The organism is Pseudomonas sp. NBB (assembly GCF_032701105.1).
GTDB classification, from domain to species: domain Bacteria; phylum Pseudomonadota; class Gammaproteobacteria; order Pseudomonadales; family Pseudomonadaceae; genus Aquipseudomonas; species Aquipseudomonas asiatica.
Window position 1 is genome coordinate 4884768 of sequence record NZ_CP103994.1, and the last position, 25690, is coordinate 4910457.

Annotated in this window: 22 protein-coding genes; 13 read left to right on the forward strand and 9 right to left on the reverse strand. The window is 63.2% G+C overall.

Annotated elements, in window-relative coordinates; all coding sequences use genetic code 11:
- Window positions 1-12: 12 nt before the first annotated feature.
- Entirely contained in the window at window positions 13-1062 is a 1050-nt protein-coding gene (locus NY023_RS22610) for an alkene reductase (RefSeq protein WP_013974072.1), read from the forward strand.
- A gap of 108 nt (window positions 1063-1170) precedes the next feature.
- Here the strand turns inward: NY023_RS22610 and NY023_RS22615 are convergent, their stop codons facing one another.
- The 3 genes from NY023_RS22615 to NY023_RS22625 form a co-directional block, all read right to left on the reverse strand.
- On the reverse strand, window positions 1171-2040 hold the full coding sequence (locus NY023_RS22615; RefSeq protein WP_013974073.1) for a hypothetical protein: 870 nt from the start codon (window positions 2038-2040) through the stop codon (window positions 1171-1173).
- 87 nt (window positions 2041-2127) lie between these two features.
- Window positions 2128-3123 carry an NAD-dependent epimerase/dehydratase family protein gene (locus NY023_RS22620; RefSeq protein WP_013974074.1) on the reverse strand — a complete coding sequence of 332 codons (996 nt, stop codon included), beginning with the start codon at window positions 3121-3123 and terminating at the stop codon, window positions 2128-2130.
- Window positions 3124-3168: 45 nt separating this feature from the next.
- The gene (locus NY023_RS22625) at window positions 3169-4059 is read right to left on the reverse strand and encodes a LysR family transcriptional regulator ArgP (protein WP_013974075.1); all 891 of its coding nucleotides are present in this window, start codon (window positions 4057-4059) and stop codon (window positions 3169-3171) included.
- A 97-nt stretch (window positions 4060-4156) separates the two neighbouring features.
- Between NY023_RS22625 and NY023_RS22630 the strand changes: the two genes are divergently transcribed.
- Together NY023_RS22630 and NY023_RS22635 are read left to right on the forward strand one after the other, a co-directional pair.
- The gene (locus tag NY023_RS22630; protein ID WP_003258234.1) at window positions 4157-4756 is read left to right on the forward strand and encodes a LysE/ArgO family amino acid transporter; all 600 of its coding nucleotides are present in this window, start codon (window positions 4157-4159) and stop codon (window positions 4754-4756) included.
- Between the two features lie 309 nt (window positions 4757-5065).
- Window positions 5066-5662, forward strand: a complete 597-nt coding sequence (locus tag NY023_RS22635) for a superoxide dismutase (RefSeq protein WP_013974076.1) — start codon at window positions 5066-5068, stop codon at window positions 5660-5662.
- Between the two features lie 115 nt (window positions 5663-5777).
- Here NY023_RS22635 and NY023_RS22640 read toward each other — a convergent pair whose 3' ends face one another.
- Window positions 5778-6527, reverse strand: a complete 750-nt coding sequence (locus tag NY023_RS22640; RefSeq protein WP_013974077.1) for a hydroxypyruvate isomerase family protein — start codon at window positions 6525-6527, stop codon at window positions 5778-5780.
- A gap of 93 nt (window positions 6528-6620) precedes the next feature.
- On the opposite strand from NY023_RS22640, the gene NY023_RS22645 reads away from it, so the two are divergent.
- From NY023_RS22645 to NY023_RS22690, 10 genes are all read left to right on the forward strand, one after another.
- A complete protein-coding gene (locus NY023_RS22645; RefSeq protein WP_044047155.1) occupies window positions 6621-7523 on the forward strand; it encodes a GntR family transcriptional regulator in 903 nt (300 codons plus the stop codon).
- A gap of 213 nt (window positions 7524-7736) precedes the next feature.
- Window positions 7737-8255 (forward strand): hypothetical protein, encoded by a 519-nt coding sequence (locus tag NY023_RS22650; protein WP_230397018.1) that lies wholly within the window; start codon window positions 7737-7739, stop codon window positions 8253-8255.
- A complete protein-coding gene (locus tag NY023_RS22655) occupies window positions 8252-9289 on the forward strand; it encodes a hypothetical protein (RefSeq protein WP_230397017.1) in 1038 nt (345 codons plus the stop codon). Before NY023_RS22650 ends, NY023_RS22655 begins: the two co-directional genes overlap by 4 nt.
- 437 nt (window positions 9290-9726) lie before the next feature.
- Window positions 9727-11781 carry a putative bifunctional diguanylate cyclase/phosphodiesterase gene (locus NY023_RS22660; protein WP_015271685.1) on the forward strand — a complete coding sequence of 685 codons (2055 nt, stop codon included), beginning with the start codon at window positions 9727-9729 and terminating at the stop codon, window positions 11779-11781.
- A 156-nt stretch (window positions 11782-11937) separates the two neighbouring features.
- A complete protein-coding gene (locus NY023_RS22665; protein ID WP_013974080.1) occupies window positions 11938-13275 on the forward strand; it encodes an imelysin family protein in 1338 nt (445 codons plus the stop codon).
- A gap of 316 nt (window positions 13276-13591) precedes the next feature.
- Entirely contained in the window at window positions 13592-15019 is a 1428-nt protein-coding gene (locus NY023_RS22670) for a di-heme oxidoredictase family protein (protein ID WP_013974081.1), read from the forward strand.
- Window positions 15020-15039: 20 nt separating this feature from the next.
- A complete protein-coding gene (locus NY023_RS22675; protein ID WP_013974082.1) occupies window positions 15040-16104 on the forward strand; it encodes an imelysin family protein in 1065 nt (354 codons plus the stop codon).
- A gap of 2 nt (window positions 16105-16106) precedes the next feature.
- Entirely contained in the window at window positions 16107-17204 is a 1098-nt protein-coding gene (locus tag NY023_RS22680; RefSeq protein WP_013974083.1) for a DUF1513 domain-containing protein, read from the forward strand.
- Window positions 17205-17437: 233 nt separating this feature from the next.
- Complete coding sequence (locus NY023_RS22685; RefSeq protein WP_013974084.1) at window positions 17438-18586, forward strand: efflux RND transporter periplasmic adaptor subunit; 1149 nt, start codon at window positions 17438-17440, stop codon at window positions 18584-18586.
- Between the two features lie 12 nt (window positions 18587-18598).
- The gene (locus NY023_RS22690; protein ID WP_013974085.1) at window positions 18599-21643 is read left to right on the forward strand and encodes a multidrug efflux RND transporter permease subunit; all 3045 of its coding nucleotides are present in this window, start codon (window positions 18599-18601) and stop codon (window positions 21641-21643) included.
- Window positions 21644-21811: 168 nt separating this feature from the next.
- Here NY023_RS22690 and NY023_RS22695 read toward each other — a convergent pair whose 3' ends face one another.
- The 5 genes from NY023_RS22695 to colR form a co-directional block, all read right to left on the reverse strand.
- Window positions 21812-22045: a hypothetical protein gene (locus NY023_RS22695; RefSeq protein ID WP_013974086.1), complete on the reverse strand. Its 234-nt coding sequence runs from the start codon at window positions 22043-22045 to the stop codon at window positions 21812-21814.
- Window positions 22042-22743 (reverse strand): lipopolysaccharide kinase InaA family protein, encoded by a 702-nt coding sequence (locus NY023_RS22700; RefSeq protein ID WP_013974087.1) that lies wholly within the window; start codon window positions 22741-22743, stop codon window positions 22042-22044. Before NY023_RS22700 ends, NY023_RS22695 begins: the two co-directional genes overlap by 4 nt.
- A gap of 6 nt (window positions 22744-22749) precedes the next feature.
- Window positions 22750-23433, reverse strand: a complete 684-nt coding sequence (locus NY023_RS22705) for a class I SAM-dependent methyltransferase (RefSeq protein WP_013974088.1) — start codon at window positions 23431-23433, stop codon at window positions 22750-22752.
- Window positions 23434-23540: 107 nt separating this feature from the next.
- The gene (locus NY023_RS22710) at window positions 23541-24851 is read right to left on the reverse strand and encodes a sensor histidine kinase (RefSeq protein WP_013974089.1); all 1311 of its coding nucleotides are present in this window, start codon (window positions 24849-24851) and stop codon (window positions 23541-23543) included.
- Window positions 24841-25524: a two-component system response regulator ColR gene (colR, locus tag NY023_RS22715; protein ID WP_003255215.1), complete on the reverse strand. Its 684-nt coding sequence runs from the start codon at window positions 25522-25524 to the stop codon at window positions 24841-24843. Before colR ends, NY023_RS22710 begins: the two co-directional genes overlap by 11 nt.
- Window positions 25525-25690 lie beyond the last annotated feature (166 nt).

Genomic DNA, 25690 nt, shown 5'->3' on the forward strand with positions numbered 1-25690 from the left:
CAGGTAACCGTCATGACCACGCTTTTCGATCCGATCACCCTGGGCGACCTGCAACTGCCCAACCGCATCATCATGGCCCCGCTCACCCGCTGCCGGGCCGACGAAGGCCGCGTGCCCAACGCGCTGATGGCCGAGTATTACGTGCAGCGCGCCAGCGCCGGGCTGATCCTCAGCGAGGCGACCTCGGTCAGCGCCATGGGCGTCGGCTACCCGGATACCCCCGGTATCTGGAACGACGAACAGGTGCGTGGCTGGAACAACGTGACCAAGGCCGTGCATGCCGCCGGCGGGCGCATCTTCCTGCAGCTGTGGCATGTTGGCCGCATCTCCCACCCCAGCTACCTGAACGGCGAGCTGCCGGTGGCCCCCAGCGCGATCCAGCCCAAGGGCCATGTAAGCCTGGTGCGCCCGCTCAGTGACTACCCCACCCCACGTGCGCTGGAAACCGAAGAAATCATCGACATCGTCGAGGCCTACCGCAGCGGTGCCGAGAATGCCAAGGCTGCCGGTTTCGATGGTGTGGAAATCCACGGCGCCAACGGCTACCTGCTCGACCAGTTCCTGCAGAGCAGCACCAACCAGCGCACCGACCGCTACGGTGGTTCGCTGGAAAACCGTGCACGGCTGCTGCTGGAAGTGACCGATGCGGCCATCGAGGTATGGGGCGCAAACCGCGTGGGCGTGCACCTGGCGCCGCGGGCCGATGCCCATGACATGGGCGATGCCGACCGTGCCGAAACATTTACCTACGTGGCCCGTGAGCTGGGCAAGCGTGGTATTGCCTTCATCTGCTCGCGGGAAAAGGAAGCCGATGACAGTATCGGCCCGCTGATCAAGGAAGCGTTCGGGGGCCCGTACATCGTCAATGAGCGCTTTGACAAGGCCAGTGCCAATGCAGCCCTGGCCAATGGCAAGGCCGACGCCGTGGCGTTTGGCGTGCCGTTCATCGCCAACCCTGATCTGCCGGCGCGGCTGGCGGCGGATGCGCCGTTGAACGAGGCGCGGCCGGAGACTTTCTATGGCAAGGGGCCGGTGGGGTACATCGACTATCCGCGGTTGTGATTCAAGGCCATTCGCGGGCACGCCCGCTCCCACAAGTACAGCGACAAGCTTGAAGATTGTGCTGACCCTGTGGGAGCGGGCGTGCCCGCGAAGAAGGCTCAGGTGACCTCAGGGCCGGGCATTGATCTGCTGCTGCAGGTTCTGGATCTGGCTCTGCAAGGTATTCAGGTTGCGTGTCGTCTGCGCCCGGAAGGCGTCGAATTCCTGCACCGAAGCACCACTGGACGCCGCCGCGGCCGGGCGGTTGTCGATCTGGCTCTTGAGCACCAGGATGTCCTGCTCCAGGTCCTGGATGGCCGCGCTCGGGTTACCCTGCTTCTTCAGCGCAGCAACCTCGCTGCCCAGGCTCTTGAGCTGCGCATCCAGCTTGGCGCCATCCACCTGTGCGGCCTTCAGCGCAGCAACCTGTTCGTTCAGGCCCTTGAACTGGGTATCCAGCTTGCCACCATCGACCTGGCCCGAGCGCAACGCGGCCAGCTCGCCATTCACCGCCTTCAACTGCGCCTGCAACTGGGTTTGCAGTTGGGTCACGACCTTCTGCTGTTCACGGGTATCAGCCAGTACCTGCTCCAGGCGCTTGCCCAGGTCGCCGGTCTGCCCGGCCACACCCTTCTGCAACTGGCGCAACTGCAGCTTCAACTCCTCGCTGTTGGTAGTCGCGCCGGATTCGCTGGCAGCCACCTTGCCGCTGATCGCTTGCAGGCGCCCGGCAGCCTCTTCGCTGATGCGAGCGAAGCTTTCCTGGGTCGCCACCAGTTGCTGCTCCATCAACGAGATCTGCTGGAAGCTCCACCAGCCAAGGCCCGCCAAGGCGATGAACGAGGCCCCGAGCAATGCCCACAGCGGCGCCGTGCTGGCACCGCGAGCGGCCTTCTGGCGGCTGCGCACCACGTGCGCCGGCATCAGTTCGTCATCGTCATGGGTGCCCGCCCGCAGGCTAGGCACGTCATCGTAGTCATCGTGAGCATGGTTACGCATGGATACATTCAACCGCGGTAGTCGCAAAGAGGCACGAGTATAAACCGCCAGCGCGGCGCGTTGATGACCATTGTCGGCCGGCCGGCTTTACTGCCCCGGCGGCTGGTGCTTCCACCAGGCACAGAATTCATCCAATGCCGTCCACAGGCTGACCTTGGGCTGGTAGTCCAGGTACTGTCGGGCGCGGCTGATATCCAGGGTGAAATCGCGGCTCATCACCTGCATCCCCAGGCGCGACAGGGTCGGTTGCGGGCGTCCCGGCCACAACATGCAGGCCGCCTCGTTCAGCGCGGCCAGGCTGTAGGCCAGGCCGTAGGAACGGTAACGGGTAACCTGCGGCAGCTGCATCTGGCGCATCACGTAGTTGACCACGTCCCACAGCGGCAGCGGCTGGCCGTTGCTGATGTTATAGGCTTGGCCCAGCGCCCGGTCATCGGCGAACAGGGCACTGAGCAGCGCTTCGTTAAGATTGTGCACGCTGGTGAAATCGACTTTGTTCAGGCCGTTGCCGATGATCGCCACGCGCCCCTTGCGCTGCATCTGCATCAGCCGCGGGAAGATACTGGCATCGCCAGCGCCGGTGACGAAGCGTGGGCGCAGCGCCAGCACCTCGAGGCCGAATTCCTGGGCACCGAACACTTTCTGCTCGGCCATGTACTTGGTCTGCCCGTAGTGGTCGTGGAAGCGGCGCGGCACCTGGTCTTCACGGATTTCCAGGCGCGAGCGGCCATTGAAGTAGATCGACGGCGACGACAGGTGTACCAGCCGCCGTACGTGCTCCTTCAAGCAGCCCTCGACCACGTTTTCGGTGACCACCACATTGCCTTGATAGAAGTCCTGGTAGCGCCCCCAGTTGCCCACTGCGCCGGCGCAGTGCACTACCGCCTCGACGCCCTGGCACAGGCGGCGGGCCAGCTCGGCATCCCCCAGGTCGCCGGGGATGAACTGGGCGCCGCGCTTGACCAGGTGCTCGACCCCTTCGGCTCGACGGCCGCTGACCCGCACGTCCAGGCCCTGCTCCAGGGCAAAGCGTGCAAAGCGCCCGCCAATGAAGCCACTCGCGCCGGTGACCAGAATTCGCATGTAAGACTCCGTCTAGATTTCAGATGCAACTGACGCCAGCCGTGGCTACAAGGGCACCAGCCATTGCCTTGCGGTGTGCCGCAGGTGGTCGGTCAGTTGCGCGAGCAGTTGCCCGCCATTGCGCCAATGATGCCAGTACAGCGGCACATCGATGGGGGTATCACTGCAGATTTCCACCAGCTGGCCGCTGGCCAGTTGCTCGCGGGCCTGCAGTTCGGGCACCAGGCCCCACCCCAGGCCGGCTTCGGTCATGCGCAGGAAGCCTTCGGACGACGGGCACAAGTGGTGCAGGAAGCCATCCTCGATGCCCAGCGATGCCAGGTAGCGGTGTTGCAGGAAGTCGTCCGGGCCGTAAACGATCGCCGGGGTACGGGCCAGGCGGCTGGCAGCGAAGCCCTGCGGAAAATGCCGCGCCATGAACCCGGGGCTGGCCAGCGCCCGGTAGCGCATGGCGCCCAGCGGCAGGCTGCGCGCGCCGGCCACCGGCCGCTCGCTGCCACACAGGCAGGCCGCAACTTCGCCCGCACGCATGCGTTTCAGACCCACTTCCTGGTCTTCCACCACCAGGTCGGTCAGCACATTCTGCTGCGCGCAGAAAGTGCCCACTGCCCCGGCCCACCAGGTGGCCAGGCTGTCGGCATTGAGAGCAATGCGCAGGCGCTCCGGCATGCCCTCCTCGTCCAGTGCCGGCACCTGGCGCTGCAGGTCGCGTTCGAGCAGGCGCACCTGCTGCACATGGTTGAGCAACTGGCGGCCGACTTCGGTCGGGCTTGGCGGTGTGGCACGCACCAGCACCGGCTGGCCGACCCGCGCCTCGAGCAGCTTGATGCGCTGGGAAATGGCCGACTGCGACAAGCCCAGCACCTGCGCCGCGCGTTCGAAACCACCCTGCTCGATCACGGCGGCGAGGGCGGCCAGCAGCTTGTAGTCGAACATCGTTTTTCCTAATGACGGATCAGCTCTATTTGTTTTTCTTATACAGCGTGGTTCATCACAATGGCCAGCATCTTTTAGACGCTTTGGAGAGCGCGCCATGTGGCAAAGCTATCTCAACGGCATGCTCGTGGCCTTCGGCCTGATCATGGCCATCGGTGCACAGAACGCTTTCGTCCTCGCCCAGAGCTTGCGCCGCGAGCATCATTTGCCGGTGGCGGCACTGTGCATCGTCTGTGACGCCATCCTGGTGGCGGCCGGAGTGTTCGGCCTGGCCACCGTGCTGGCGCACAACCCGACCTTGCTGGCGATCGCCCGCTGGGGCGGCGCGGTGTTCCTGATCTGGTACGGCGCCAAGGCGTTGCGCAGCGCCTGCTCCAGGCAGAGCCTGCAGCACCAGCAGGGCCAGGGTGCGCGCTCACGCCGCGCGGTGTTGCTCAGTGCACTGGCGGTGACCCTGCTGAACCCGCACGTGTACCTCGACACGGTGCTGCTGATCGGCTCGCTGGGCGCCCAGCAGGCTGCGCCTGGCGCCTACGTGGCCGGCGCTGCCAGTGCCTCGCTGCTGTGGTTCTCGACCCTGGCGATCGGTGCGGCCTGGCTGGCACCGTGGCTGGCCCGGCCGGCGACCTGGCGCATGCTCGACCTGATGGTGGCGGTGATGATGTTCGCGGTGGCGGCGCAGTTGATCTTCAACTGACATCAAGGGCCCTATCGCCGGCAAGCCAGCTCCCACAGAGATGTCACCAGGCCTGAGGGCGGTGATATCCCTGTGGGAGCTGGCTTGCCGGCGATGAGGCCCTTGCAGGCAACAGCTGACGCCACTGGTCGGCACAGCCCAACCGCTCTGGAACCTCTATTCCCTATCTTTGTTGCGTGGTTATGCGCCGGGCCCGGTGCTATGATCCAGCCCTTGCGTCGCAAAGAGTACAAACTCGTCGACGCACATCGGGCCGCCCGTGATCGGCCTTGCGCAAACCGCAAACAGACCTGAATCAGGAGATCCACCATGGCTTTTGAATTGCCGCCGCTGCCGTACGCCCACGATGCCCTGCAGCCGCACATCTCCAAGGAAACCCTGGAGTATCACCACGACAAACACCACAACACCTATGTCGTGAACCTGAACAACCTGGTCCCAGGCACCGAATTCGAAGGCAAGACCCTGGAAGAGATCGTCAAGAGCTCTTCGGGCGGCATCTTCAACAACGCCGCTCAAGTCTGGAACCACACCTTCTACTGGAACTGCCTGGCACCAAACGCCGGTGGCCAGCCGACCGGTGCCCTGGCTGACGCCATCAACGCCGCTTTCGGTTCCTTCGACAAGTTCAAGGAAGAGTTCACCAAGACTTCGGTTGGCACCTTCGGTTCCGGCTGGGGCTGGCTGGTGAAGAAGGCTGACGGTTCCCTGGCCCTGGCCAGCACCATCGGCGCCGGCTGCCCGCTGACCAGCGGCGACACCCCGCTGCTGACCTGCGACGTCTGGGAACACGCCTACTACATCGACTACCGCAACCTGCGTCCGAAGTACGTCGAGGCGTTCTGGAACCTGGTCAACTGGGCCTTCGTCGCCGAACAGTTCGAAGGCAAGACCTTCAAGGCCTGAGTCATCCAGCCTTGAGACACAACCCCGGCGCCACGCCGGGGCTCTTCGAAAATCCGATGCCAGTCCCCTGGTATCGGATTTTTCGGGGCATGCGAGGGGCCAGAACGCCCTGTTTTCAGGAAGCGTACCGATCAAGCCAGCCAAGGCTATCTACGGTGGCACCCGTAGGCCGATACTCACATCCAACCCACCCCGCATACCCGCGCTGCTCCAGCGCCGCCAACAACCCCGCAACATCCATCTGTCCCGTTCCCGGCTGATGCCGCCCCGGACAGTCGGCCACCTGCACATGCACCGTCCGTTCAAAGAACTGCGCCAACACATCGGCAGCATTTCCAGTCAGCAACTGTGCATGATAAAGATCAAGGATCAGCCCAATACCGGGATGCGCCTCCAGTACCTGCTGCGCCTTGCCGAAATCGGACATGTAATACCCCGGCATTGCCTGCGTGCAGATCACCTCGATCAATGGCCGCAGCCCCTGGTCCTCAAAATACTTCACGGCATAGTCCAGGTTGCTCGCATACACCTTGTCGGCGCCATCCTCGTGGGTTACCCCAGACATCAGGTGCACATCCGCACACGCCAGTGCGCGGGCATAGCTGACGGCCTGGCTTAACCCGTCACGGAATTCGAGCTCCTTGCCCGCCACAGCAGCAATGCCCTTGGAAACGCCGGCCGGCGCGGCAAACTGGACCAATGGCAACGCATATTGCGCCAGTTGATCAGCCAACAAACTCGCGTCGAATTCATAGGGTGACGGGAATTCCACCGCGCGAAATCCGGCGGCGGCAGCGGCTTCGATACGCTGCAGAAAAGGCAGTTCAGTGAACTGGAAGCCGAGATGAGCATTGAATTTGAGCATACGTATAGATCCATCCGTGTGTGGTATTTTCCTGTCCCCAGTCCGACCCGAATCTGCTGGATCGACTGAAGTTAACCATTCGGAATACAGCCTGTGATAAAGAAAGATCTCGCCCTGCAGTTGGCCCCTCGCGTCATCGAGATGATCCGCGCCCGGTCGATGAAGGCCGGCGAGCCATTGCGCGAGCAGACCTTCGCCCAAGCCTTCGATGTCTCCCGCTCCCCCATTCGCAGGGTATTTGCCCTGCTCGCCGAGTGGAACATCGCGGTGCAGGAGCCCAATCGCGGCTACTTTCTGAAACAGGACGCCGGGCAGATCCAGGAAACCACTGTACCGCCCACCTGCGACCCATTCGAAGACTTCTACCTGCGCGTGGTGGACGACATCCTCAGCGGGGAAATCCCTGCCGAATTCTTTGAGGCCCAATTACTGCGACGCTACTCCGTGCCCCGCGGGCAAATGCTCAAGGTCCTCAACCGGCTGGCAAGCGAAGCCATGGTCGAGCGCAAGCCCGGGCAAGGCTGGAGCCTTAACGAATTCGTACACAACGCCCAGACCCACATCCAGAGCTACCGCTTCCGCATGGCCATCGAGCCGGCCGCACTGCGCGAACCAGGCTACAAGGTCAACCAGGCCGCATTTGCCAAAGCCCGGGAGCAACAGCAGGCCATGCTCGACGGCGAAATTCACCTGCTCTCACGTGCCCAACTGTTCGAAATTGGCGCCCAGTTTCACGAAATGATCGTGCAGTGCTCGGGCAATCTCTTCTTCATAGATGCCATACGTCGGCAAAACCAGCTCAGACGCTTCATGAGCTACAAAGCCAACGTCGACCGCAGTCGCCTGATGACGCAATGCCTGGAGCACCTGCACCTGCTCGACTTGATCGAGTCCGGTCGGCGTGAAGAAGCCGCTCAGTTTCTCTGGAAACATCTGGACGAAGTCGGCCGGCTCAAGACCCGTCAGGATGCCTTGCTGGAAAGCCAGCAGGCGTAAACCCCTTCCCCCGCCTACCTTTCATTACCCGCGCGTTCAGATCAGGGAAGGCAGCTTAGACATTGCCTTCTTTTAACGCAAGATACAAAACAACCCTGAGATCCAGCGCCAGGATTGAATTTCGCGCCACTTATTGTATTTCATTGCAAGAATAAGCAATTATGCGCGCCGCTCGGACGCACTGTGGCACCGAATCACACAGGGATGATTGCAATGAAACAAGGAACGTTGGCTAACGGGACGGGGGTCTCCAGCCTGCTGTTCGGGGTGTACACGATTCTGCTGGCCCTGCTTGGCCTGACGCTGGCCTGTCAGGGAAGCACGCTGGTCAGTGCCGGCGGCTCGCCTTACTACGCAATGATGGGTACCGCATTGCTGCTGTCAGCCGCACTCATGGGCCTGAAGAAGTCGCTCGGCATCTATCTCTACGGTGCAGCATCCCTGGCCACCTACGGCTGGGCAATCTGGGAATCCGGCTACAACGGCTGGGCCTATATCCCACGTCTGGCATGGCTGGTACTTCTCAGTGTGATCTTTCTGGCCTTCTGGCCTCTTGTCCGGCGCGACTTTGCCAAAGTCAACAAGGCACTGTATTTCAGCATCATGGGGGGGATGCCGCTGCTGATGGCGGCCACCATCCTGACACCGCTGTTCTTCCCCAACACCGTTCACCTGGCCGACTCGCCCGCTATCACCGCGCATACACAGCAACCCTTCAGCCGCAGTAGGTGACCTCACCGGACGCCAATGTCGCCGCGTCCCACGACAAGACCAACTGGACCGCCTATGCCGGCTCCAACCTCGGCAACCACTATTCCGCTGCGGCGCAGATTACCCCAAGCAACGTTTCCGGCCTGGTCAAGGCCTGGGAGTATCATCATGGCGATGTGAAACAGCCTGGCGAAAAAACCAAGTATCTGAACGAGGCCACGCCAATCAAGGTTGGCGACTCGCTGTATACCTGCACGCCCAAGCAAATCATCATTTCGTTGAGCGCCACTACCGGCAAAGAGAACTGGCGCTACGACTCGAAAGTCGACCCGGACTATTTCGCCAACGGTGGTGCCTATTGCCGTGGTGTCTCGTACTACGAAGTATCCAATGCCAGTGGCCTATGCGCCAAACGCATCATCTGGGGCACCAACGACATCCGCCTGGGTGCAGTTGATGCGCTCACCGGGCAGGCCTGCCCAGATTTCGGCACGGCAGGCTTTGCCGACCTCAAGGACGGCCTGGGCACCTTCCGCAAAGGCTCCACCGGCATCACTTCTGCACCACTGGTAATCCGCGGTGTGGTCATTACCGGTGGCCGCGTGCTTGATTCGGATGTGCGCCCAGCGCCATCAGGTGTGGTTCGCGCCTACGACGCAGTCAGCGGCAAACAGAAGTGGGCCTGGGACCTCGGTCGCCCCGACAGCACTGCGCCTGCCGACGCCGATGAAACCTATACGCTCAGCACGCCCAACTCATGGGCGCCGATTTCCGCCGACGACGAACTGGGGCTGGTCTACATCACCACCGGCAATGCTGCAGGCGACTTCTATGGCGGTACCCGTACCGAACAGGAAGACAAGTTCAGCTCTTCACTGGTGGCCCTGGATGCGCTCACCGGCAAGGTCAAATGGCATTTCCAGACCGTCCATCACGACCTCTGGGACTACATGAGCGAAGGGCGGCAGTACGTTGTTGCCGTGGTCGGCGGGCATGACCGGATTCCGACCAAGCTGGGTGACAGCATCATTGCCTGGGCGCTGCCGGAAAAATAGCGCGCCCGCTGCGTAAAGGCGCTGTTCGGCACTGAAAGCCAGGCGCTGACATACCCGCTATCAACCAATCATCGACAGCCGATGGCGCGCCGTGCGCCGTCGGGTGGTAGTTGCCGTTCATCGCAGGGACCCGTCCGCTTCTCCAGCGGCGTGCAAATTAGACCCGCCCCACAGACGCTACTCCATTTGGAGGAATGTGCCATGCCTGAGGGGGCGGGCTTGCCCGCGAAGCGGTCGACACGGTTTTCATCCACGCCCCACCCGCAAAACGCTTGCTCAGCCCGCATACCACGCTAACATCAAACCTCTGGAAGATTGTCACGGCGCATTCAAGTTGCGGGGTCAGGCAACCGATACACTTCTGATGGTCGGCCGATAGTGTATCGTCATCGTTGATGGCAAAATGATGCCATGCGCATGGATTAAGGAAACCCCCATTGAAGCTGGAATTGCGGAACAGCTTGTCGGTCAAGTTGCTCAGGGTCGTGCTGCTGTCGGCGCTAGCGGTCGGTGTCGTGCTCAGCTGTGCGCAAATCGTCTACGACACCTACAAGACCCGCCAAGCCGTGAACAGCGATGCCCAACGCATCCTCGACATGTTCCGCGACCCCTCGACCCAGGCGGTATATAGCCTCGACCGCGAAATGGGCATGCAGGTGATTGAAGGCCTGTTCCAGGACGAATCGGTACGCATGGCCTCCATTGGCCACCCCAACGAAACCATGCTCGCAGAAAAGTCCCGCCCGCTGCAGGACATGTCCATGCGCTGGCTGACCGACCTGATCCTCGGCCAGGAACGTACCTACAGCACGCAACTGGTCGGCCGCGGCCCCTACAGCGAATATTACGGCGACCTGAGCATCACCCTCGACACCTCGTCCTACGGCGAAGATTTCCTGATCAACGCCGTGATCATCTTCATTTCCGGCGTGCTGCGGGCCCTGGCCATGGGCCTGGTGCTGTATCTGGTCTACCACTGGCTGCTGACCAAACCGCTGTCGAAGATCATCGAGCACCTCACCCAGATCAACCCCGACCGCCCAAGCCAGCACCAGCTGCCGCTGCTCAAGGGCCACGAGAAGAACGAGCTGGGCCTGTGGGTAAATACCGCCAACCAGCTGCTGGCCTCGATCGAGCGCAACACCCACCTGCGTCACGAGGCGGAAAACAGCCTGCAACGCATGGCCCAGTATGACTTCCTCACCGGCCTGCCCAACCGTCAGCAACTGCAGCAGCAACTGGACAAGATCCTCGTCGACGGTGGCCGCCTGCAACACCGCGTGGCGGTGCTATGCGTAGGCCTGGACGACTTCAAGGGCATCAACGAGCAGTTCAGCTACCAGGTCGGCGACCAGTTGCTGCTGGCCCTGGCCGACCGCCTGCGCGCCCACAGCGGCCGACTGGGCGCCCTGGCACGCCTGGGTGGTGACCAGTTCGCCCTGGTGCAGGCCAATATCGAGCAGCCCTACGAGGCCGCCGAACTGGCGCAGAGTATCCTCGACGACCTGGAAGTGCCGTTCGACCTCGACCACCACCAGCAGATCCGCCTGCGCGCCACCATCGGCATCACCCTGTTCCCGGAAGACGGCGACAGCACCGAGAAGCTGCTGCAGAAAGCCGAACAGACCATGACCTTGGCCAAGGCCCGTTCGCGCAACCGCTACCAGTTCTACATCGCCAGCGTCGACAGCGAGATGCGCCGCCGTCGCGAACTGGAAAAGGACCTGCGCGAAGCCCTGCCACGCAACCAGCTGTACCTGGTGTATCAGCCACAGATCAGCTACCGCGACCACCGCGTGGTCGGTGTCGAAGCACTGCTGCGCTGGCAACATCCGGAGCTGGGCATGGTGCCCCCGGACCAGTTCATCCCCCTGGCCGAACAGAACGGCAGCATCATCGGCATCGGCGAATGGGTGCTCGACCAGGCCTGCCGGCAATTGCGCGAATGGCACGACATGGGCTTCAGCGACCTGCGCATGGCGGTCAACCTGTCCACCGTGCAGCTGCACCACAACGAGCTGCCGCGGGTGGTCAACAACCTGCTGCAGGCTTACCGCCTGCCACCACGCAGCCTGGAGCTGGAAGTCACCGAGACCGGCCTGATGGAAGACATCAGCACCGCTGCCCAGCACCTGCTGAGCCTGCGCCGCTCCGGAGCACTGATTGCCATCGACGACTTCGGCACCGGCTACTCGTCGCTCAGCTACCTGAAATCGCTGCCTCTGGACAAGATCAAGATCGACAAGAGCTTCGTCCAGGACCTGCTGGACGACGATGACGACGCCACCATCGTCCGCGCCATCATCCAGCTGGGCAAGAGCCTGGGGATGCAGGTAATCGCCGAAGGCGTGGAAACCGCCGAACAGGAAACCTACATCGTCGCCCAGGGCTGCCACGAGGGCCAGGGCTACCACTACAGCAAGCCGCTGTCGGCCCGTGAGCTGACCAACTTCCTCAAGCAGGCACAGCGAAACCAGGTTTCGATGTTCTGAGCCGCCTGCCCGATTACAGCCCGTGACCGGCATTTACACGAATTGCATGCCCGCCCCTTTACAGCAAATGCAAATCTTTCGCATGATGTTGTCGTTTCGCGTGCCACGGCGCACCGTCCACCCCTTGGTCCAACCACACGACGCAGGAAACCAATAATGATTCGAATGCCTCTGGCCTCCGCCAGTCTGCTGGCCATTGCCATCGCTCTCGCCGGTTGCGGTGAAGGCAAGGACGACAAGGCCGCCGCGCCGCAAGCCCAGGCACCTGCTGCCGCCAGCACCACCGCTGCAGCGCCCGGGGCTGTCGACGAAGCCGCCGGCAAAGCCGTGGTCAAGCATTACGCCGAGCTGGTCTACGCCGTGTACAGCGACTCGCTGAGCACCGCCAAGACCCTGCAGACCGCAGTCGACGCGTTCCTGGCCAAGCCGAACGACGAAACTCTGAAAGCAGCCAGGGAAGCATGGGTCGCCTCGCGCGTACCGTACCTGCAGAGCGAAGTATTCCGCTTCGGCAACACCATCATCGACGACTGGGAAGGACAGGTGAACGCCTGGCCGCTGGACGAAGGCCTGATCGACTACGTCGACAAGAGCTATGAGCACGCCCTGGGCAACCCGGCGGCCAACGCCAACATCATCGCCAACACCGAGATCCAGGTGGGCGAAGAGAAGATCGACGTCAAGGACATCACCCCCGAGAAGCTGGCCAGCCTGAACGAACTGGGCGGCTCTGAAGCCAACGTCGCCACCGGCTATCACGCCATCGAGTTCCTGCTCTGGGGCCAGGACCTGAACGGCACCGGCCCGGGCGCGGGCAACCGTCCGGCGTCGGACTACCTGGAAGGCAAAGGCGCCACCGGTGGCCACAACGACCGCCGCCGTGCCTACCTGAAAGCGGTCACCGACCTGCTGGTCAAGGACCTCGAAGAGATGGTCGGCAACTGGGCCCCGAACGTTGCCGACAACTACCGCGCCAAGCTGGAAGCCGAGTCGGTCAACGACGGCCTGCGCAAGATGCTGTTCGGCATGGGCAGCCTGTCGCTGGGCGAACTGGCTGGCGAGCGCATGAAGGTTTCGCTGGAGGCCAACTCGCCGGAAGACGAGCACGACTGCTTCAGCGACAACACCCACTACTCGCACTTCTACGATGCCAAGGGCATCCGTAACGTCTATCTGGGCGAGTACACCCGCCCGGACGGCAGCAAGGTGACCGGCCCGAGCCTGTCGTCGCTGGTGGCCAAGGTAGACCCGGCTGCCGACGCCACCCTCAAGGCCGACCTGGAAGCCACCGAAGCCAAGATCCAGGTGATCGTCGACCACGCGCTCAAGGGCGAGCACTACGACCAGCTGATCGCTGCCGACAACGCAGCCGGCAACCAGATCGTGCGTGACGCCATCGCCTCCCTGGTCAAGCAGACCGGTGCGATCGAGCAGGCCGCGGGCAAGCTGGGCATTGCCAACCTGAACCCGGATACCGCGGATCACGAGTTCTGATCCTGCTGTAGCGGTTCTGAAAGAGGCGGCCTTCGGGTCGCCTTTTTCGTTCAGGCAACACACCCCCTTGTAGGAGCGGCCTTGTGTCGCGAAAGGGCCGCAAAGCGGCCCCCCCGGCATTGTTTGCATCGGTGCCGAAATCCTGGGGCTGCTTTGCAGCCCTTTCGCGACACAAGGCCGCTCCCACAAGAGACCGAGCATGCCGACATGGCCAACTGACACCGATTTCATCCAGCAATTGCAAATTGCTCTTATTCAAACTCACTCACCCTGCTAAGCTTGCACGCCGGTTTTTCGCTCACGCCCAGGATTTTCGATGTCCTTGTCGCTGTCCCGACTCTCCCCCCTGCTGCTGGCCTTAGCCCTTGCCGCCTGCGACGACGCCCCGCGTTTCACCCAGGCCGAGCCCGGCGAAGCGTTGTCGGGCGGCAAAGCCACCGTGCAGCGTACTGACCGCAATGCCTATTCCCTGCCCTCGGCCAACCTCTCGCCCGAGCGGCGCCTGGACTTCGCCGTAGGCAACAGCTTCTTCCGCAACCCCTGGGTGATCGCCCCATCCACTACCACCGCACGTGACGGCCTGGGGCCGCTGTTCAATACCAATGCCTGCCAGAACTGCCACGTGCGCGACGGCCGCGGCCACCCGCCAGAGCCGGGCGACAGCAACGCCGTATCGATGCTGGTACGCCTGTCGATCCCCGACCAGCCCTACCTGGCCAAGGTGGTCGAACGCCTCGGCGTGGTGCCGGAGCCGGTCTATGGCACCCAGCTGCAGGACATGGCCATCCCCGGCGTGACGCCGGAAGGCAAGGTGCGGGTGAGCTACACCAGCGAAACGGTGTCGTTCGAGGATGGCCACCAGGTCGAGCTGCGCAAGCCGGCCCTGCAGATCACCCAGCTCGGCTATGGCGTGATGCACCCCGACACGCGCTTTTCGGCGCGAGTGGCGCCGCCGATGATCGGCTTGGGCCTGCTCGAAGCCATCCCCGAAGCCGACCTGCTGGCCAACGAGGATCCCGACGACCGCAACCGCGACGGCATCCGCGGCCGGGCCAACCGGGTGTGGGATGACGCCCAGGGCAAAACCGTGGTCGGCCGCTTCGGCTGGAAGGCCGGGCAGCCCAACGTCAACCAGCAGAACGTGCATGCCTTTGCCGGCGACATGGGCCTGACCACCACCCTGCAGCCCAACGACGACTGTACCCCGGCGCAGGCCGACTGCCTGGCCGCGCCCAACGGCGACGGTGCCGATGGCGAGAAGGAAGTCAGCGATAATATCCTGCGCCTGGTCACTTTCTACACCCGCAACCTGGCCGTGCCGGCCCGCCGCGATGTTGGCTCGCCGCAGGTGCTGGCGGGCAAGAACCTGTTCTACCAGGCCGGCTGCCAGGGCTGCCATACACCGCAGTTCACCACAGCCGCCAATGCCGCCGAGCCGGAGCTGGCCAACCAGTTGATCCGCCCTTACAGCGACCTGCTGTTGCATGACATGGGCCCGGGCCTGGCCGACGAGCGCACCGAATTCGCCGCCAACGGCCAGGACTGGCGCACCCCGCCATTGTGGGGCATCGGCCTGAGCGAAACGGTCAGTGGCCACAGCCAGTTCCTGCACGACGGCCGCGCCCGCAACCTGCTCGAGGCCGTGCTCTGGCACGGTGGCGAAGCCGAGTCGGCACGCAATTTCGTACTCACTTTCAATGCCGAGCAGCGTGCCGCGTTGCTGGCTTTCCTGAACTCACTTTAAAAAGCGCAAAGGAGCCGGGCATGTTCCGACCCAAACTGTTGTTCACCAGCCTCGCCGCACTCGCCCTCGGCGCCTGCTCGCCGCAGGACCCGCAAGCAGTCACCTCCGCTGCCATCGCCAAGCAGGTGATCCTGCCCACCTACAGCCGCTGGGTCGAAGCCGACCGCACGCTGGCCGCCAGCGCCCTGGCCTACTGCGAAGGCAAGGAAACCCTGGACAAGGCCCGTGCCGACTTCCTCAACGCGCAAAAGGCCTGGGCCGAGCTGCAACCGCTGCTGGTCGGCCCGCTGGCCGAAGGCAACCGCGCCTGGCAAGTACAGTTCTGGCCCGACAAGAAGAACCTGGTCGGCCGCCAGGTCGAGCAGCTGGTCAACGCAGACCAGCCGGTCGATGCCGCGGCCTTGGGCAAGGCCAGCGTGGTGGTACGTGGCCTGTCGGCCTACGAGTACATCCTGTTCGACAGCAAGCCGGACATCGCCACTGCCGAGCAGAAAGCCCGCTACTGCCCGTTGCTGGTGGCCATCGGTGAACACCAGAAAACCCTGGCCGAAGAGATCCTCAAGGGCTGGAACAGCACCGACGGCATGCTCTCGCAGATGACCAAGTTCCCCAACCAGCGCTACGCCGACTCCCACGAGGCCATCGCCGACCTGCTGCGCGCCCAGGTCACCGCTCTGGACAGCCTGAAGAAAAAGCTCGGTGCGCCGATGGGCCGCCAGAGCAAGGGCATTCCACAGCCACTGCAGGCCGAAGCCTGGCGCAGCCACAGCTCGCTCAAGAGCCTGGAGGCCAGCCTCAAGGCCGCCGAAGCGGTCTGGGTCGGGGTCGACAACCAAGGCCTGCGCGGCTTGCTGTCCAGCGATCAGAAAGCCCTGGCAGACAAGATCGACGCCGCCTACGCTGCCTCGCTCAAGCTGCTGGCCGACAACCAGAAAACCTTGGGCGAGCTGCTGGCCGACGACGCTGGCCAGCAAACCCTGAACCAGATCTACGACAGCCTCAACGCCGTCCACCGCCTGCACGAAGGCGAGCTGGCCAAGGCGTTGAACATCCAGCTGGGCTTCAATGCCAACGACGGTGACTGATCATGCTGCGACGCCAGGCCCTCAAACTCGGTAGCGTATTGCTCAGCGCCCTCACCCTGGGCGGCTGGAGCCTGTTCCGCAACAAAGGCAGCGAGCCCCTGCTGCTGTCGGCGCGTGACGACGGCGACGGCAAGCACTATGCGGTCGGGTTCCGCTTGGACGGCACCCAGGTGTTCAGCACCCAGGTCGCCCAACGTTGCCATGCCATCATCCATCACCCGGACCTGCCGATCGCCCTGTTCGTCGCCCGCCGTCCCGGCACCGAAAGCTACCTGGTCGACCTGCGCGACGGGCGCCTGCTGCAAACCGTCACCTCGCAGCCGAACCGGCACTTCTACGGCCACGCGGTCATTCACAAAGGTGGCGAATGGCTGTATGCCACCGAGAACGACACCACCGACCCGGGGCGTGGCGTACTCGGCGTGTACCGCTTCGAAGGCGAGCGCCTGGTGCACAGCGGGGAGATTCCGACCCACGGCATCGGCCCGCACGAAGTGGCCTGGCTGCCGGACGGCGAAACGCTGATCGTGGCCAACGGCGGTATCCGCACCGAAGCCGAAAGCCGGGTGGAGATGAACCTCGACGCCATGGAACCGAGCCTGGTGCTGATGCAGCGCGACGGTACCCTGCTGAGCAAGGAAACCCTGGCCCAGCAGATGAATAGCGTGCGCCACCTGGCGGTGGGCAGCGATGGCACCATCGCCGCCTGCCAACAGTTCATGGGCGATGCCGATGAAACCGCCGAACTGCTGGCGATCAAGCGCCCGGGCGAGCCGTTCAAGGCCTTCCCGGTGCCGGAGCGACAGTTGCAGGCCATGGCCCAGTACACCGCCAGCGTGGCTATCCACAGCGAGCTGCGGCTGGTCGCGCTGACCGCGCCACGAGCCAACCGCCTGTTCGTCTGGGACCTGGACAGCGGCGCGGTGCGGCTGGATGCGCCAATGCCCGATTGCGCGGGGGTGGGCGCGGTACAGGACGGCTTTGTCGTCACCTCCGGGCAGGGCCGTTGCCGGTTCTATGATTGCCGCAAGGCCGAGCTGGTCGGGCAACCGATGAACCTGCCGTCCGGTTTCTGGGACAACCACCTGCATCTCGTCTGATTTTCGGGTTGGCTGTACTGGCCCCTTCGCGGCTAAAGCCGCTCCCACAGGAATAGCGCAACCCGCTGACTGCGCGGTCCCTGTGGGAGCGGCTTCAGCCGCGAAGGGGCCGGCCCAGGCATTCCACTCCCTTTCCCCCAAAAAACAGTCAATACTTCCCCCATCCACACGTGGGCAGGATCGCCCGTTGTCGTGTCTAAGCGAATAACAACCGCATCCAAGGAACCGGACCTATGCTGCGCCGCCGCATGCTCATCATGTTGGCCGTGGTTCTGCTGATCGTGCTGGCCCTGGGGGGCTACAAAGCCTTTTCGATCTACCAGCAGATCCAGATGTTCACTGCCCCCAAGCCGCCCATCACCGTGGCGGCCGCCTTGGCCGAACAGCGCCCGTGGCAAGAGCGCCTGCCCGCTGTCGGCAGCCTCAAGGCGCTACAGGGCGTTGAGCTGAGCCTGGAAGTGGAAGGCATCGTCAAGGCCCTGCATTTCGACTCAGGCCAGCAGGTCAAGGCCGGGCAACTGTTGCTGCAACTCAACGACGACCAGGAAACCGCCCTGCTCGGCACCGCCCAGGCCGACCTGGGCCTGGCCAAGGTAGATTTCGGCCGTGGCAGCCAGCTGGTCGGCGACTCAGCCATCTCCCGCGGCGAATTCGACCGCCTCACCGCCCAGTACCGGCGCAATCAGGCGGTGGTCGACCAGCTCAAGGCATCGAAGACCAAGAAGAGCATCAGCGCTCCGTTCAGTGGCACCATCGGCATTCGCCAAGTGGACGTCGGCGACTATCTGGCCGCCGGCACGGTGATCGCCACCCTGCAGGACACATCCAGCCTCTACGTCGACTTCAACGTACCGGAACAGGCCCTGCCGCACCTCAGCCTGGGCCAGCAGGTGCTGGTGCAGGTGGCCGCCTACCCGGGCCAGACCTTCCCCGCCAGCCTCAGCGCCATCAACCCCAAGGTCGAGGAAACCACGCGCAACCTGCTGGTGCGCGCAACCATGGCCAACCCGGACAGCAAGCTGCTGCCGGGCATGTTCGCCAGCCTGCTGATCCTGCTACCCAACCCGCAGCCACAAGTGGTGGTGCCGGAAAGCGCCATCACCTACACCCTGTATGGCAACTCGGTGTATGTCGCAACGCCGAAAAAGGACAAGGACGGCAAGCCACTAAACGACGACAAGGGCCAGCCGCAGCTCACCGCCGAGCAGCGCACGGTGCAAACCGGCGAGCGCCGTGACGGCGTGGTGGTGGTCAGCAAGGGCCTGCAGGCCGGGGAACAGGTGGTCACTGCCGGCCAACTGAAGCTCACCCCCGGTGCCGCGATCCGCATCGGCCAGGACAAAGCCCTGAAGCCCGCACCGGGCACGCCGGGCAAGGACTGACAGGAGGCTGGCATGGCGTTCACCGACCCGTTCATCCGCCGCCCGGTGCTGGCTAGCGTGGTGAGCCTGCTGATCCTGCTGCTGGGCTTCCAGGCCTGGAACAAGCTGCAGATCCGCCAGTACCCGCAAATGGAAAATGCCCTGATCACCGTAACCACCGCCTACCCCGGCGCCAACGCCGAGACCATCCAGGGCTATATCACCCAGCCGCTGCAGCAAAGCCTGGCCAGCGCCGAAGGCATCGACTACATGACCTCGGTGAGCAGACAGAACTTCTCGATCATTTCCATCTACGCCCGCATCGGCGCCGACAGCGACCGGTTGTTCACCGAACTGCTGGCCAAGGCCAACGAAGTGCGCAACAAGCTGCCCCAGGACTCCGAAGACCCGGTACTGAGCAAGGAAGCCGCCGATGCTTCGGCGCTTATGTACATCAGTTTCTACAGCAAAGAGATGAGCAACCCGCAAATCACCGACTACCTGTCGCGGGTGATCCAGCCCAAGCTGGCGACCCTGCCGGGCATGGCCGAAGCGGAAATCCTCGGCAACCAGGTGTTCGCCATGCGCATCTGGATCGACCCGGTGAAACTGGCGGGCTATGGCCTGTCTGCCATCGACGTGACCAATGCCGTGCGCCGCTACAACTTCCTTTCCGCGGCCGGCGAGGTGAAGGGTGAATACGTGGTCACCAGCATCAACGCCAGCACCGAGCTGAAGTCGGCCGAGGCGTTCGCCGCCCTGCCGGTCAAGACCAGTGGCGACAGCCGCGTGCTGCTTGGCGATGTGGCGCGGGTCGAGATGGGGGCTGAAAACTACGATACGGTCAGCTCGTTCGACGGCACCCCATCGGTGTACATCGGCATCAAGGCCACACCAGCCGCCAACCCGCTGGACGTCATCAAGGAAGTGCGGCGCATCATGCCCGAGCTGGAAAGCCAGCTGCCCTCGGCGCTGAAGGTATCGATCGCCTATGACGCCACGCTGTTCATCCAGGCCTCCATCGACGAAGTGATCAAGACCCTCGGCGAAGCGGTACTGATCGTCATCGTGGTGGTGTTCCTGTTCCTCGGTGCCCTGCGTTCGGTGCTGATTCCGGTGGTGACCATTCCGCTGTCGATGATCGGCGTGCTGTTCTTCATGCAGATGATGGGCTATTCGCTCAATCTGCTGACCCTGCTGGCAATGGTGCTGGCCATCGGGCTGGTGGTGGACGACGCGATCGTCGTGGTGGAAAACATCCACCGGCACATGGAAGAAGGCAAGTCACCGTTCGACGCCGCCCTCGAGGGCGCCCGCGAAATCGCCATGCCGGTGGTGTCGATGACCATCACCCTGGCAGCGGTGTATGCACCGATCGGCTTCCTTACCGGGCTCACCGGCGCGCTGTTCAAGGAGTTTGCCCTGACCCTGGCCGGTGCGGTGATCATCTCCGGCATCGTTGCCCTCACCCTGTCACCGATGATGTGCGCGCTGCTGCTGCGCCAGGAACAGAACCCCAGCGGCCTGGCCCACCGCCTGGACGTGCTGTTCGAACGCCTGAAGGTGCGCTACCAGCGCCTGCTGCACACCACCCTCGACAGCCGGCCTGTCGTGCTGGTGTTTGCCGTGATCATCCTGTGCCTGATTCCGGTACTGCTGAAGTTCACCCAGAACGAACTGGCGCCGAACGAGGACCAGGGGGTGATTTTCATGATGAGCAGTTCGCCGCAGCCGGCCAACCTTGATTACCTCAACGCCTATACCGACGAATTCACTCCGCTGTTCAAGGCTTTCCCGGAGTATTACTCGTCGTTCCAGATCAACGGTTTCAATGGCGTGCAGACCGGCATCGGCGGCTTCCTGCTCAAGCCCTGGAACGAGCGCGAGCGCACGCAGATGGAGCTGCTGCCGCTGGTGCAGAGCAAGCTCGAAGAAATCAGTGGCCTGCAGATCTTCGGCTTCAACCTGCCGTCGCTGCCCGGCACCGGCGAGGGCCTGCCATTCCAGTTCGTGATCAACAGCGCTGGCGACTACCCGGCACTGCTGGATGTGGCCCAGCGCATCAAGGCCCGCGCCCAGGAATCAGGCAAGTTCGCCTTCCTCGACATCGACCTGGCCTTCGACAAGCCCGAGGTGGTGGTGGATATCGACCGGGCCAAGGCGGCGCAGATGGGGGTGTCGATGGACACCTTGGGCAGCACCCTGGCGACCTTGCTGGGCGAGGCGGAAATCAACCGCTTCACCCTCGAAGGCCGCAGCTACAAGGTGATTGCCCAGGTCGAGCGGCCTTACCGCGACAACCCCGGCTGGCTGAACAACTACTACGTGAAGAACGACCAGGGCCAACTGCTGCCGCTATCCACCCTGATCACCCTTACCGACCGCGCCCGCCCGCGCCAGCTCAACCAGTTCCAGCAGCTGAACTCGGCGATCATCCAGGGCGTGCCCATGGTCAGCCTGGGCGAGGCGCTGCAGACCGTACAGGGCATCGCCCGCGAGGAGGCTCCGGAAGGTTTCGCCTTCGACTATGCCGGCGTGGCGCGCCAGTACGTCCAGGAAGGCAGCGCGCTGTGGGTGACCTTCGGCCTGGCATTGGCGATCATCTTCCTGGTGCTGGCGGCGCAGTTCGAAAGCTTCCGCGACCCACTGGTAATACTGGTGACGGTGCCGTTGTCGATCTGTGGCGCGCTGCTGCCACTGTTCCTTGGCGTATCGAGCATGAACATCTACACCCAGGTCGGGCTGGTGACACTGATTGGGCTGATCAGCAAGCACGGCATCCTGATTGTCGAGTTCGCCAACCAGTTACGTGAGGAGCGCGGCATGAGTGTGCACGAAGCGATCGAGGAAGCCGCGGCGATTCGCCTGCGGCCGGTGCTGATGACCACGGCGGCGATGGTATTTGGCATGGTACCGCTGATCCTGGCGACTGGTGCGGGGGCAGTCAGCCGCTTCGACATCGGTACGGTGATTGCCACCGGGATGTCGATCGGCACGCTGTTTACCCTGTTCGTGTTGCCTTGTATCTACACCCTGCTGGCGCACAAGGCGGTTGCCAGGGAAACATCGGTTGCCTGAACCGGCCTCTTCGCGGATGAACCCGCTCCCACAGGTACGGCACCGGATCCGGAATGGGTGCAGTACCTGTGGGAGCGGGTTCACCCGCGAAGAGGCCGGCGAGGCAAATGCAAAAATGCCAAAGGCCCCGCAATCGCGAGGCCTCTGGCATTTCCATCTACACCGGATTCAACCGAACGGCCGCAACCCCTGGCGCATGCCGAACAGGAACAGCAACAGATCCTGATCCGGCGCGGCCTCGGCTTGTTGCTGCGGTTTCATTTCCCGCGGCAACGCGCACTGGTCGGCCAGTTCGGCCTTGCTGAACACTGTCGGCTTCGGCTCCTCCCAGGCAGCCACCGCCACGGTGGTCACCGCCAGGCCAGCTACCAGGAACAAAGCTCGAGCTATTTCTAGTTTCATTGCCCTAACCCTTTGACAGCGCTGCCAAACGCCATCTGGTAAAAGTAGAGCAGTGTTTGCCATTCCGCGTCATTCATCGACGAATGGCGGCGCAGCTGGCGCAGGTCATTGCCCGCCGCACGCTGGCAGCTGATGCGCCGACGGCATTTTTCCAGGTCCAGCAGCGCGACTTCGACCCGGGCCTGCTCGCCCTCGCCAATCACCTTGACGAACACATGCTTGCCATACAGACAACCGTGCTGCCAGTGCCCCAGGTGCATGCGCGCCAGGTTGTCCGCCAGGTCCTTGAGCATGCGCTCATGCACCACCTGCGGGTAACGCTCGCGGGCACCTTCGGCATGCCAGGTATCGAGTTCGACGAAACCGTCGAGTGCTTCGCTCACCAATAGCGCACGCCACTGCTTGTCGGCACCACGTTCGGCGCCACAGAAGACGATGCGCGGTACACGCACGCCCAGTTGCTCGAAGCTGTTCAACGCATCGAGCTCACGCAATACGGTCGGCCGGCCGAAAGGGTGCAGCAGGCTACGGTAGATATGCCCGACCTGGCGCTTGGCATACAGCAGCTTGCCATTGCCATCGTCGAGGCGTTGCACACCGCTCTCGCCACCACGGCGCTGGTTAGGCTCCTCGACCCACTCGCCCTGCTGGCGCCAGTAAAAATCGAACCGCGACTCCCCGCTCTGGGCTACAGCCATCAAACACTACCCCTTACGCAATACATATACCCGCCACATGGCATAGAACGGCAGGAAGTCGAGGCGTTCCTGGATTCTGAAGCCGGCGGCTCGGAATTCTTCTTCGACCGTGTCGGCCGGTAACACAAACCGGTTCTGGTAATTGTCCTGGTCGCCCTTCCTGGACCTGCGGCGCTGTTCCAGTTTTTTCCGGCGCCATGCTTTGAAATTACCATCCACCCACAATGACAGGATCACACTATCACGGCTAACCCGTTGAAATTCCGAAAGAATGGTCTTTCTGTGCGCCGCTTCGCCGATGTGGTGGAACAAGCGCATGCAGAAGATGCTGTCCACCGAATTGTCCGGCAAGTCGATGGCAAATGCCGAAGTCTGCAAAGGGCGTACCCGTGCCACCACCTCTGGCGCTTGCGCGGTACAGGCTGTCTCGATCATCGCTTCTGAGTTGTCGGCGCCGATGATCACCCGGTTGGGCTTTTCTGCCAGCAACGGCCAGAAGCGGCCAGCACCGCATGGCAGGTCGAGGACCAGCCCAGGCTCACCAGCCAATGCCAAGGCACGACGCGCCAGTTGCTCATCACGCTTGTGGGAAAGGCGTCGCGCAAGGCCATCCTGGTGCTTGAGAAAGTACTCGCGGGCATGTTCTTTGTCGTACTTCTCGGAAAATTCAAGCTTGATGGGGCTACGCATTGGGCATCTCCTGACTCCATTCCGCCCACATTAGGTAAGTAAGCGTAGGAATCAGGTCATGCTGATGTGAAAAATATGTTGAGCGCCGAATGGCCTGTAACAACAGATTACTCGACCAAAGCCTCTGGATCGCCCTTCACTGCGGTTTTGCTCAGGTCGACCACGAAACGGCAGCCGTGTGGCAAGGTTGATGTCAGGGTGACATGCCAACCTTGGTCATCGCAGATGCGCTGTACCAACGACAGGCCCAGGCCCAGGCCCTCACCGCGCCGCTCATCGCCGCGCACGAACGGCCGGAACATCGCCTCGCGCTGTTCCTCCGGGATACCCACGCCACTGTCCTCCACGCTGAAGCCGGTGGCTTCCAGGCTCAGGCGGATGTAGCCGCTGTCGGTGTAGTGCGCGGCATTACGCAGCAGGTTGCCCATTACCGACTGCAGGAAGGTGGCGTTGTACAGTACCGGGCTGGCACTGACGCGGCCATCGTAATACAAGGCCAGGCCCTTCTGCTCGATGGTGTCGCGCCAAACCCCGACCAGTTCGTCAGCCACCTCCCGCAGGGTGGCCCGCGATGCCACCGCACCCTCGTCGCGCTGTGCCCGGGCCAGCATCAGGAAGGTCTTGACCAGCTCGCGCATTTCTTCCGTGGCCCGCGCCACACGCTCCACCTGGCTGCGCGAGCGGGCGTCCAGCGTCGGGTTTTCCATCAGCAGCTCACACGAGGTGGCCAGCACCATCAAGGGTGTGCGCAATTCATGGCTGACGTCGCTGGTGAACAACCGTTCGCGGGTCAGGGCATCGCGCAGGCGGCCCAGGGTATCGTCGAAGGCTACCGCCAGCTGGCCGACTTCGTCTGCGGCATAGTCCGGTGCCAGCGGCGGGGCCAGCCCCAGCAACTGGTCACGGTGGCGTACCTGGCGCGCCAGGCGGATCACCGGCGCCATCACCCGGCGCGCCACCAGCCAGCCGAGGATCACCGCCAGTACCAGGCTGAGCACGAAGCCCACCACCACCACCGCGAACAGCAAGCGCTCGCGCTCTTCGAAGTCGCTCTGGTCCTGCAACAGCACATAGCGACGGCCATCAACGATCTCGACCATGGCGTGGTACGACAGTTGATCGCGGAATACCTCGTGGAAGCCGCGGTCAAGGTGGCGCAGGTCCTTGGGAAGTTCGAAGTCGTCGCGCCCGCCGCTGAAATAGAACAGCTGGTCGGGGCGGGGGCGGTGGCTCCAGTCGCTGACGCTGTCCATGCGCAGCAGGCGCTGCAGGTCACCGCCCAGCACCGACGAAATCAGCCGCTCCTCGACCAGGTGCACGGTGCCGACGATGCCAAAGGCGAAGGCCCCGGCCACCAGCGCGCTCATCAGGGCAAAGGCGATGATGATGCGCTGGGCAAGGCTTTGCTTAAACTCCATCACGGCCCTCGGCGAGGCGATAGCCGACGCCATGGACGGTATGCAGCAGCGGTTTTTCAAACGGCTTGTCGATCACCTGGCGCAGCTGGTGCACGTGGCTGCGCAGGCTGTCGCTGTCAGGGCAATCATCTCCCCAAAGGGCTTCTTCCAGCACTTCGCGACGCAATACGTGCGGGCTTTTCTGCATCAGCACCGCCAGCAGCTTGAGGCCGACAGGGTTGAGCTTGAGCAGGCGGCCCTGGCGGGTGACTTCGAGGGTGTCCAGGTCATAACTGAGGTCGGCCACCTGCAAGGTGCGGCGCCCGCCGCCCTGGGCCCGGCGCAGCACCGCTTCGATGCGGGCAGCCAGCTCCGACAGGGCGAAGGGCTTGAGCAGGTAATCGTCGGCACCGGAGCGGAAGCCCTGCAGGCGGTCGTCCAGTTGGTCGCGGGCGGTGAGCATGATCACCGGCGTATCGCGGCGGGCGTCTTCGCGCAGGCGCTTGCACAGGGTGTAGCCGTCGATGCCCGGCAACATGATGTCGAGCACGATCAGGTCGTAGTGCTCGGTGGCAGCCAGGTGCAGGCCGGACAGGCCATCCTGGGCACAGTCGACGGTGTAGCCCTTCATGCCCAGGTAATCGGCCAGGTTGGCCAGGATATCGCGGTTGTCTTCAACCAAAAGAATGCGCATCGGTTTCTCCTGTGCGGCGCTTCTCGCTGTGGTGCGCGGCAGGCGCAGCTTAAGGCCTATGCCTGCAGGGTGCCAGCCCCAGGGAAAATTCAGCGCACTTGACGGTTTTTTCACTGATCCTTCACGGACACAGGATAGCGGGCGGCCGACAATGCCCGATCTTTTT

Coding starts and splice junctions, on each gene's coding strand:
- NY023_RS22610 (WP_013974072.1), top strand. CDS start 13: ATGACCACGCTTTTCGATCCGATCACCCTGGGCGACCTGCAACTGCCC.
- NY023_RS22615 (WP_013974073.1), bottom strand. CDS start 2,040: ATGCGTAACCATGCTCACGATGACTACGATGACGTGCCTAGCCTGCGG.
- NY023_RS22620 (WP_013974074.1), bottom strand. CDS start 3,123: ATGCGAATTCTGGTCACCGGCGCGAGTGGCTTCATTGGCGGGCGCTTT.
- NY023_RS22625 (WP_013974075.1), bottom strand. CDS start 4,059: ATGTTCGACTACAAGCTGCTGGCCGCCCTCGCCGCCGTGATCGAGCAG.
- NY023_RS22630 (WP_003258234.1), top strand. CDS start 4,157: ATGTGGCAAAGCTATCTCAACGGCATGCTCGTGGCCTTCGGCCTGATC.
- NY023_RS22635 (WP_013974076.1), top strand. CDS start 5,066: ATGGCTTTTGAATTGCCGCCGCTGCCGTACGCCCACGATGCCCTGCAG.
- NY023_RS22640 (WP_013974077.1), bottom strand. CDS start 6,527: ATGCTCAAATTCAATGCTCATCTCGGCTTCCAGTTCACTGAACTGCCT.
- NY023_RS22650 (WP_230397018.1), top strand. CDS start 7,737: ATGAAACAAGGAACGTTGGCTAACGGGACGGGGGTCTCCAGCCTGCTG.
- NY023_RS22665 (WP_013974080.1), top strand. CDS start 11,938: ATGATTCGAATGCCTCTGGCCTCCGCCAGTCTGCTGGCCATTGCCATC.
- NY023_RS22670 (WP_013974081.1), top strand. CDS start 13,592: ATGTCCTTGTCGCTGTCCCGACTCTCCCCCCTGCTGCTGGCCTTAGCC.
- NY023_RS22675 (WP_013974082.1), top strand. CDS start 15,040: ATGTTCCGACCCAAACTGTTGTTCACCAGCCTCGCCGCACTCGCCCTC.
- NY023_RS22680 (WP_013974083.1), top strand. CDS start 16,107: ATGCTGCGACGCCAGGCCCTCAAACTCGGTAGCGTATTGCTCAGCGCC.
- NY023_RS22685 (WP_013974084.1), top strand. CDS start 17,438: ATGCTGCGCCGCCGCATGCTCATCATGTTGGCCGTGGTTCTGCTGATC.
- NY023_RS22690 (WP_013974085.1), top strand. CDS start 18,599: ATGGCGTTCACCGACCCGTTCATCCGCCGCCCGGTGCTGGCTAGCGTG.
- NY023_RS22695 (WP_013974086.1), bottom strand. CDS start 22,045: ATGAAACTAGAAATAGCTCGAGCTTTGTTCCTGGTAGCTGGCCTGGCG.
- NY023_RS22700 (WP_013974087.1), bottom strand. CDS start 22,743: ATGGCTGTAGCCCAGAGCGGGGAGTCGCGGTTCGATTTTTACTGGCGC.
- NY023_RS22705 (WP_013974088.1), bottom strand. CDS start 23,433: ATGCGTAGCCCCATCAAGCTTGAATTTTCCGAGAAGTACGACAAAGAA.
- NY023_RS22710 (WP_013974089.1), bottom strand. CDS start 24,851: ATGGAGTTTAAGCAAAGCCTTGCCCAGCGCATCATCATCGCCTTTGCC.
- colR (WP_003255215.1), bottom strand. CDS start 25,524: ATGCGCATTCTTTTGGTTGAAGACAACCGCGATATCCTGGCCAACCTG.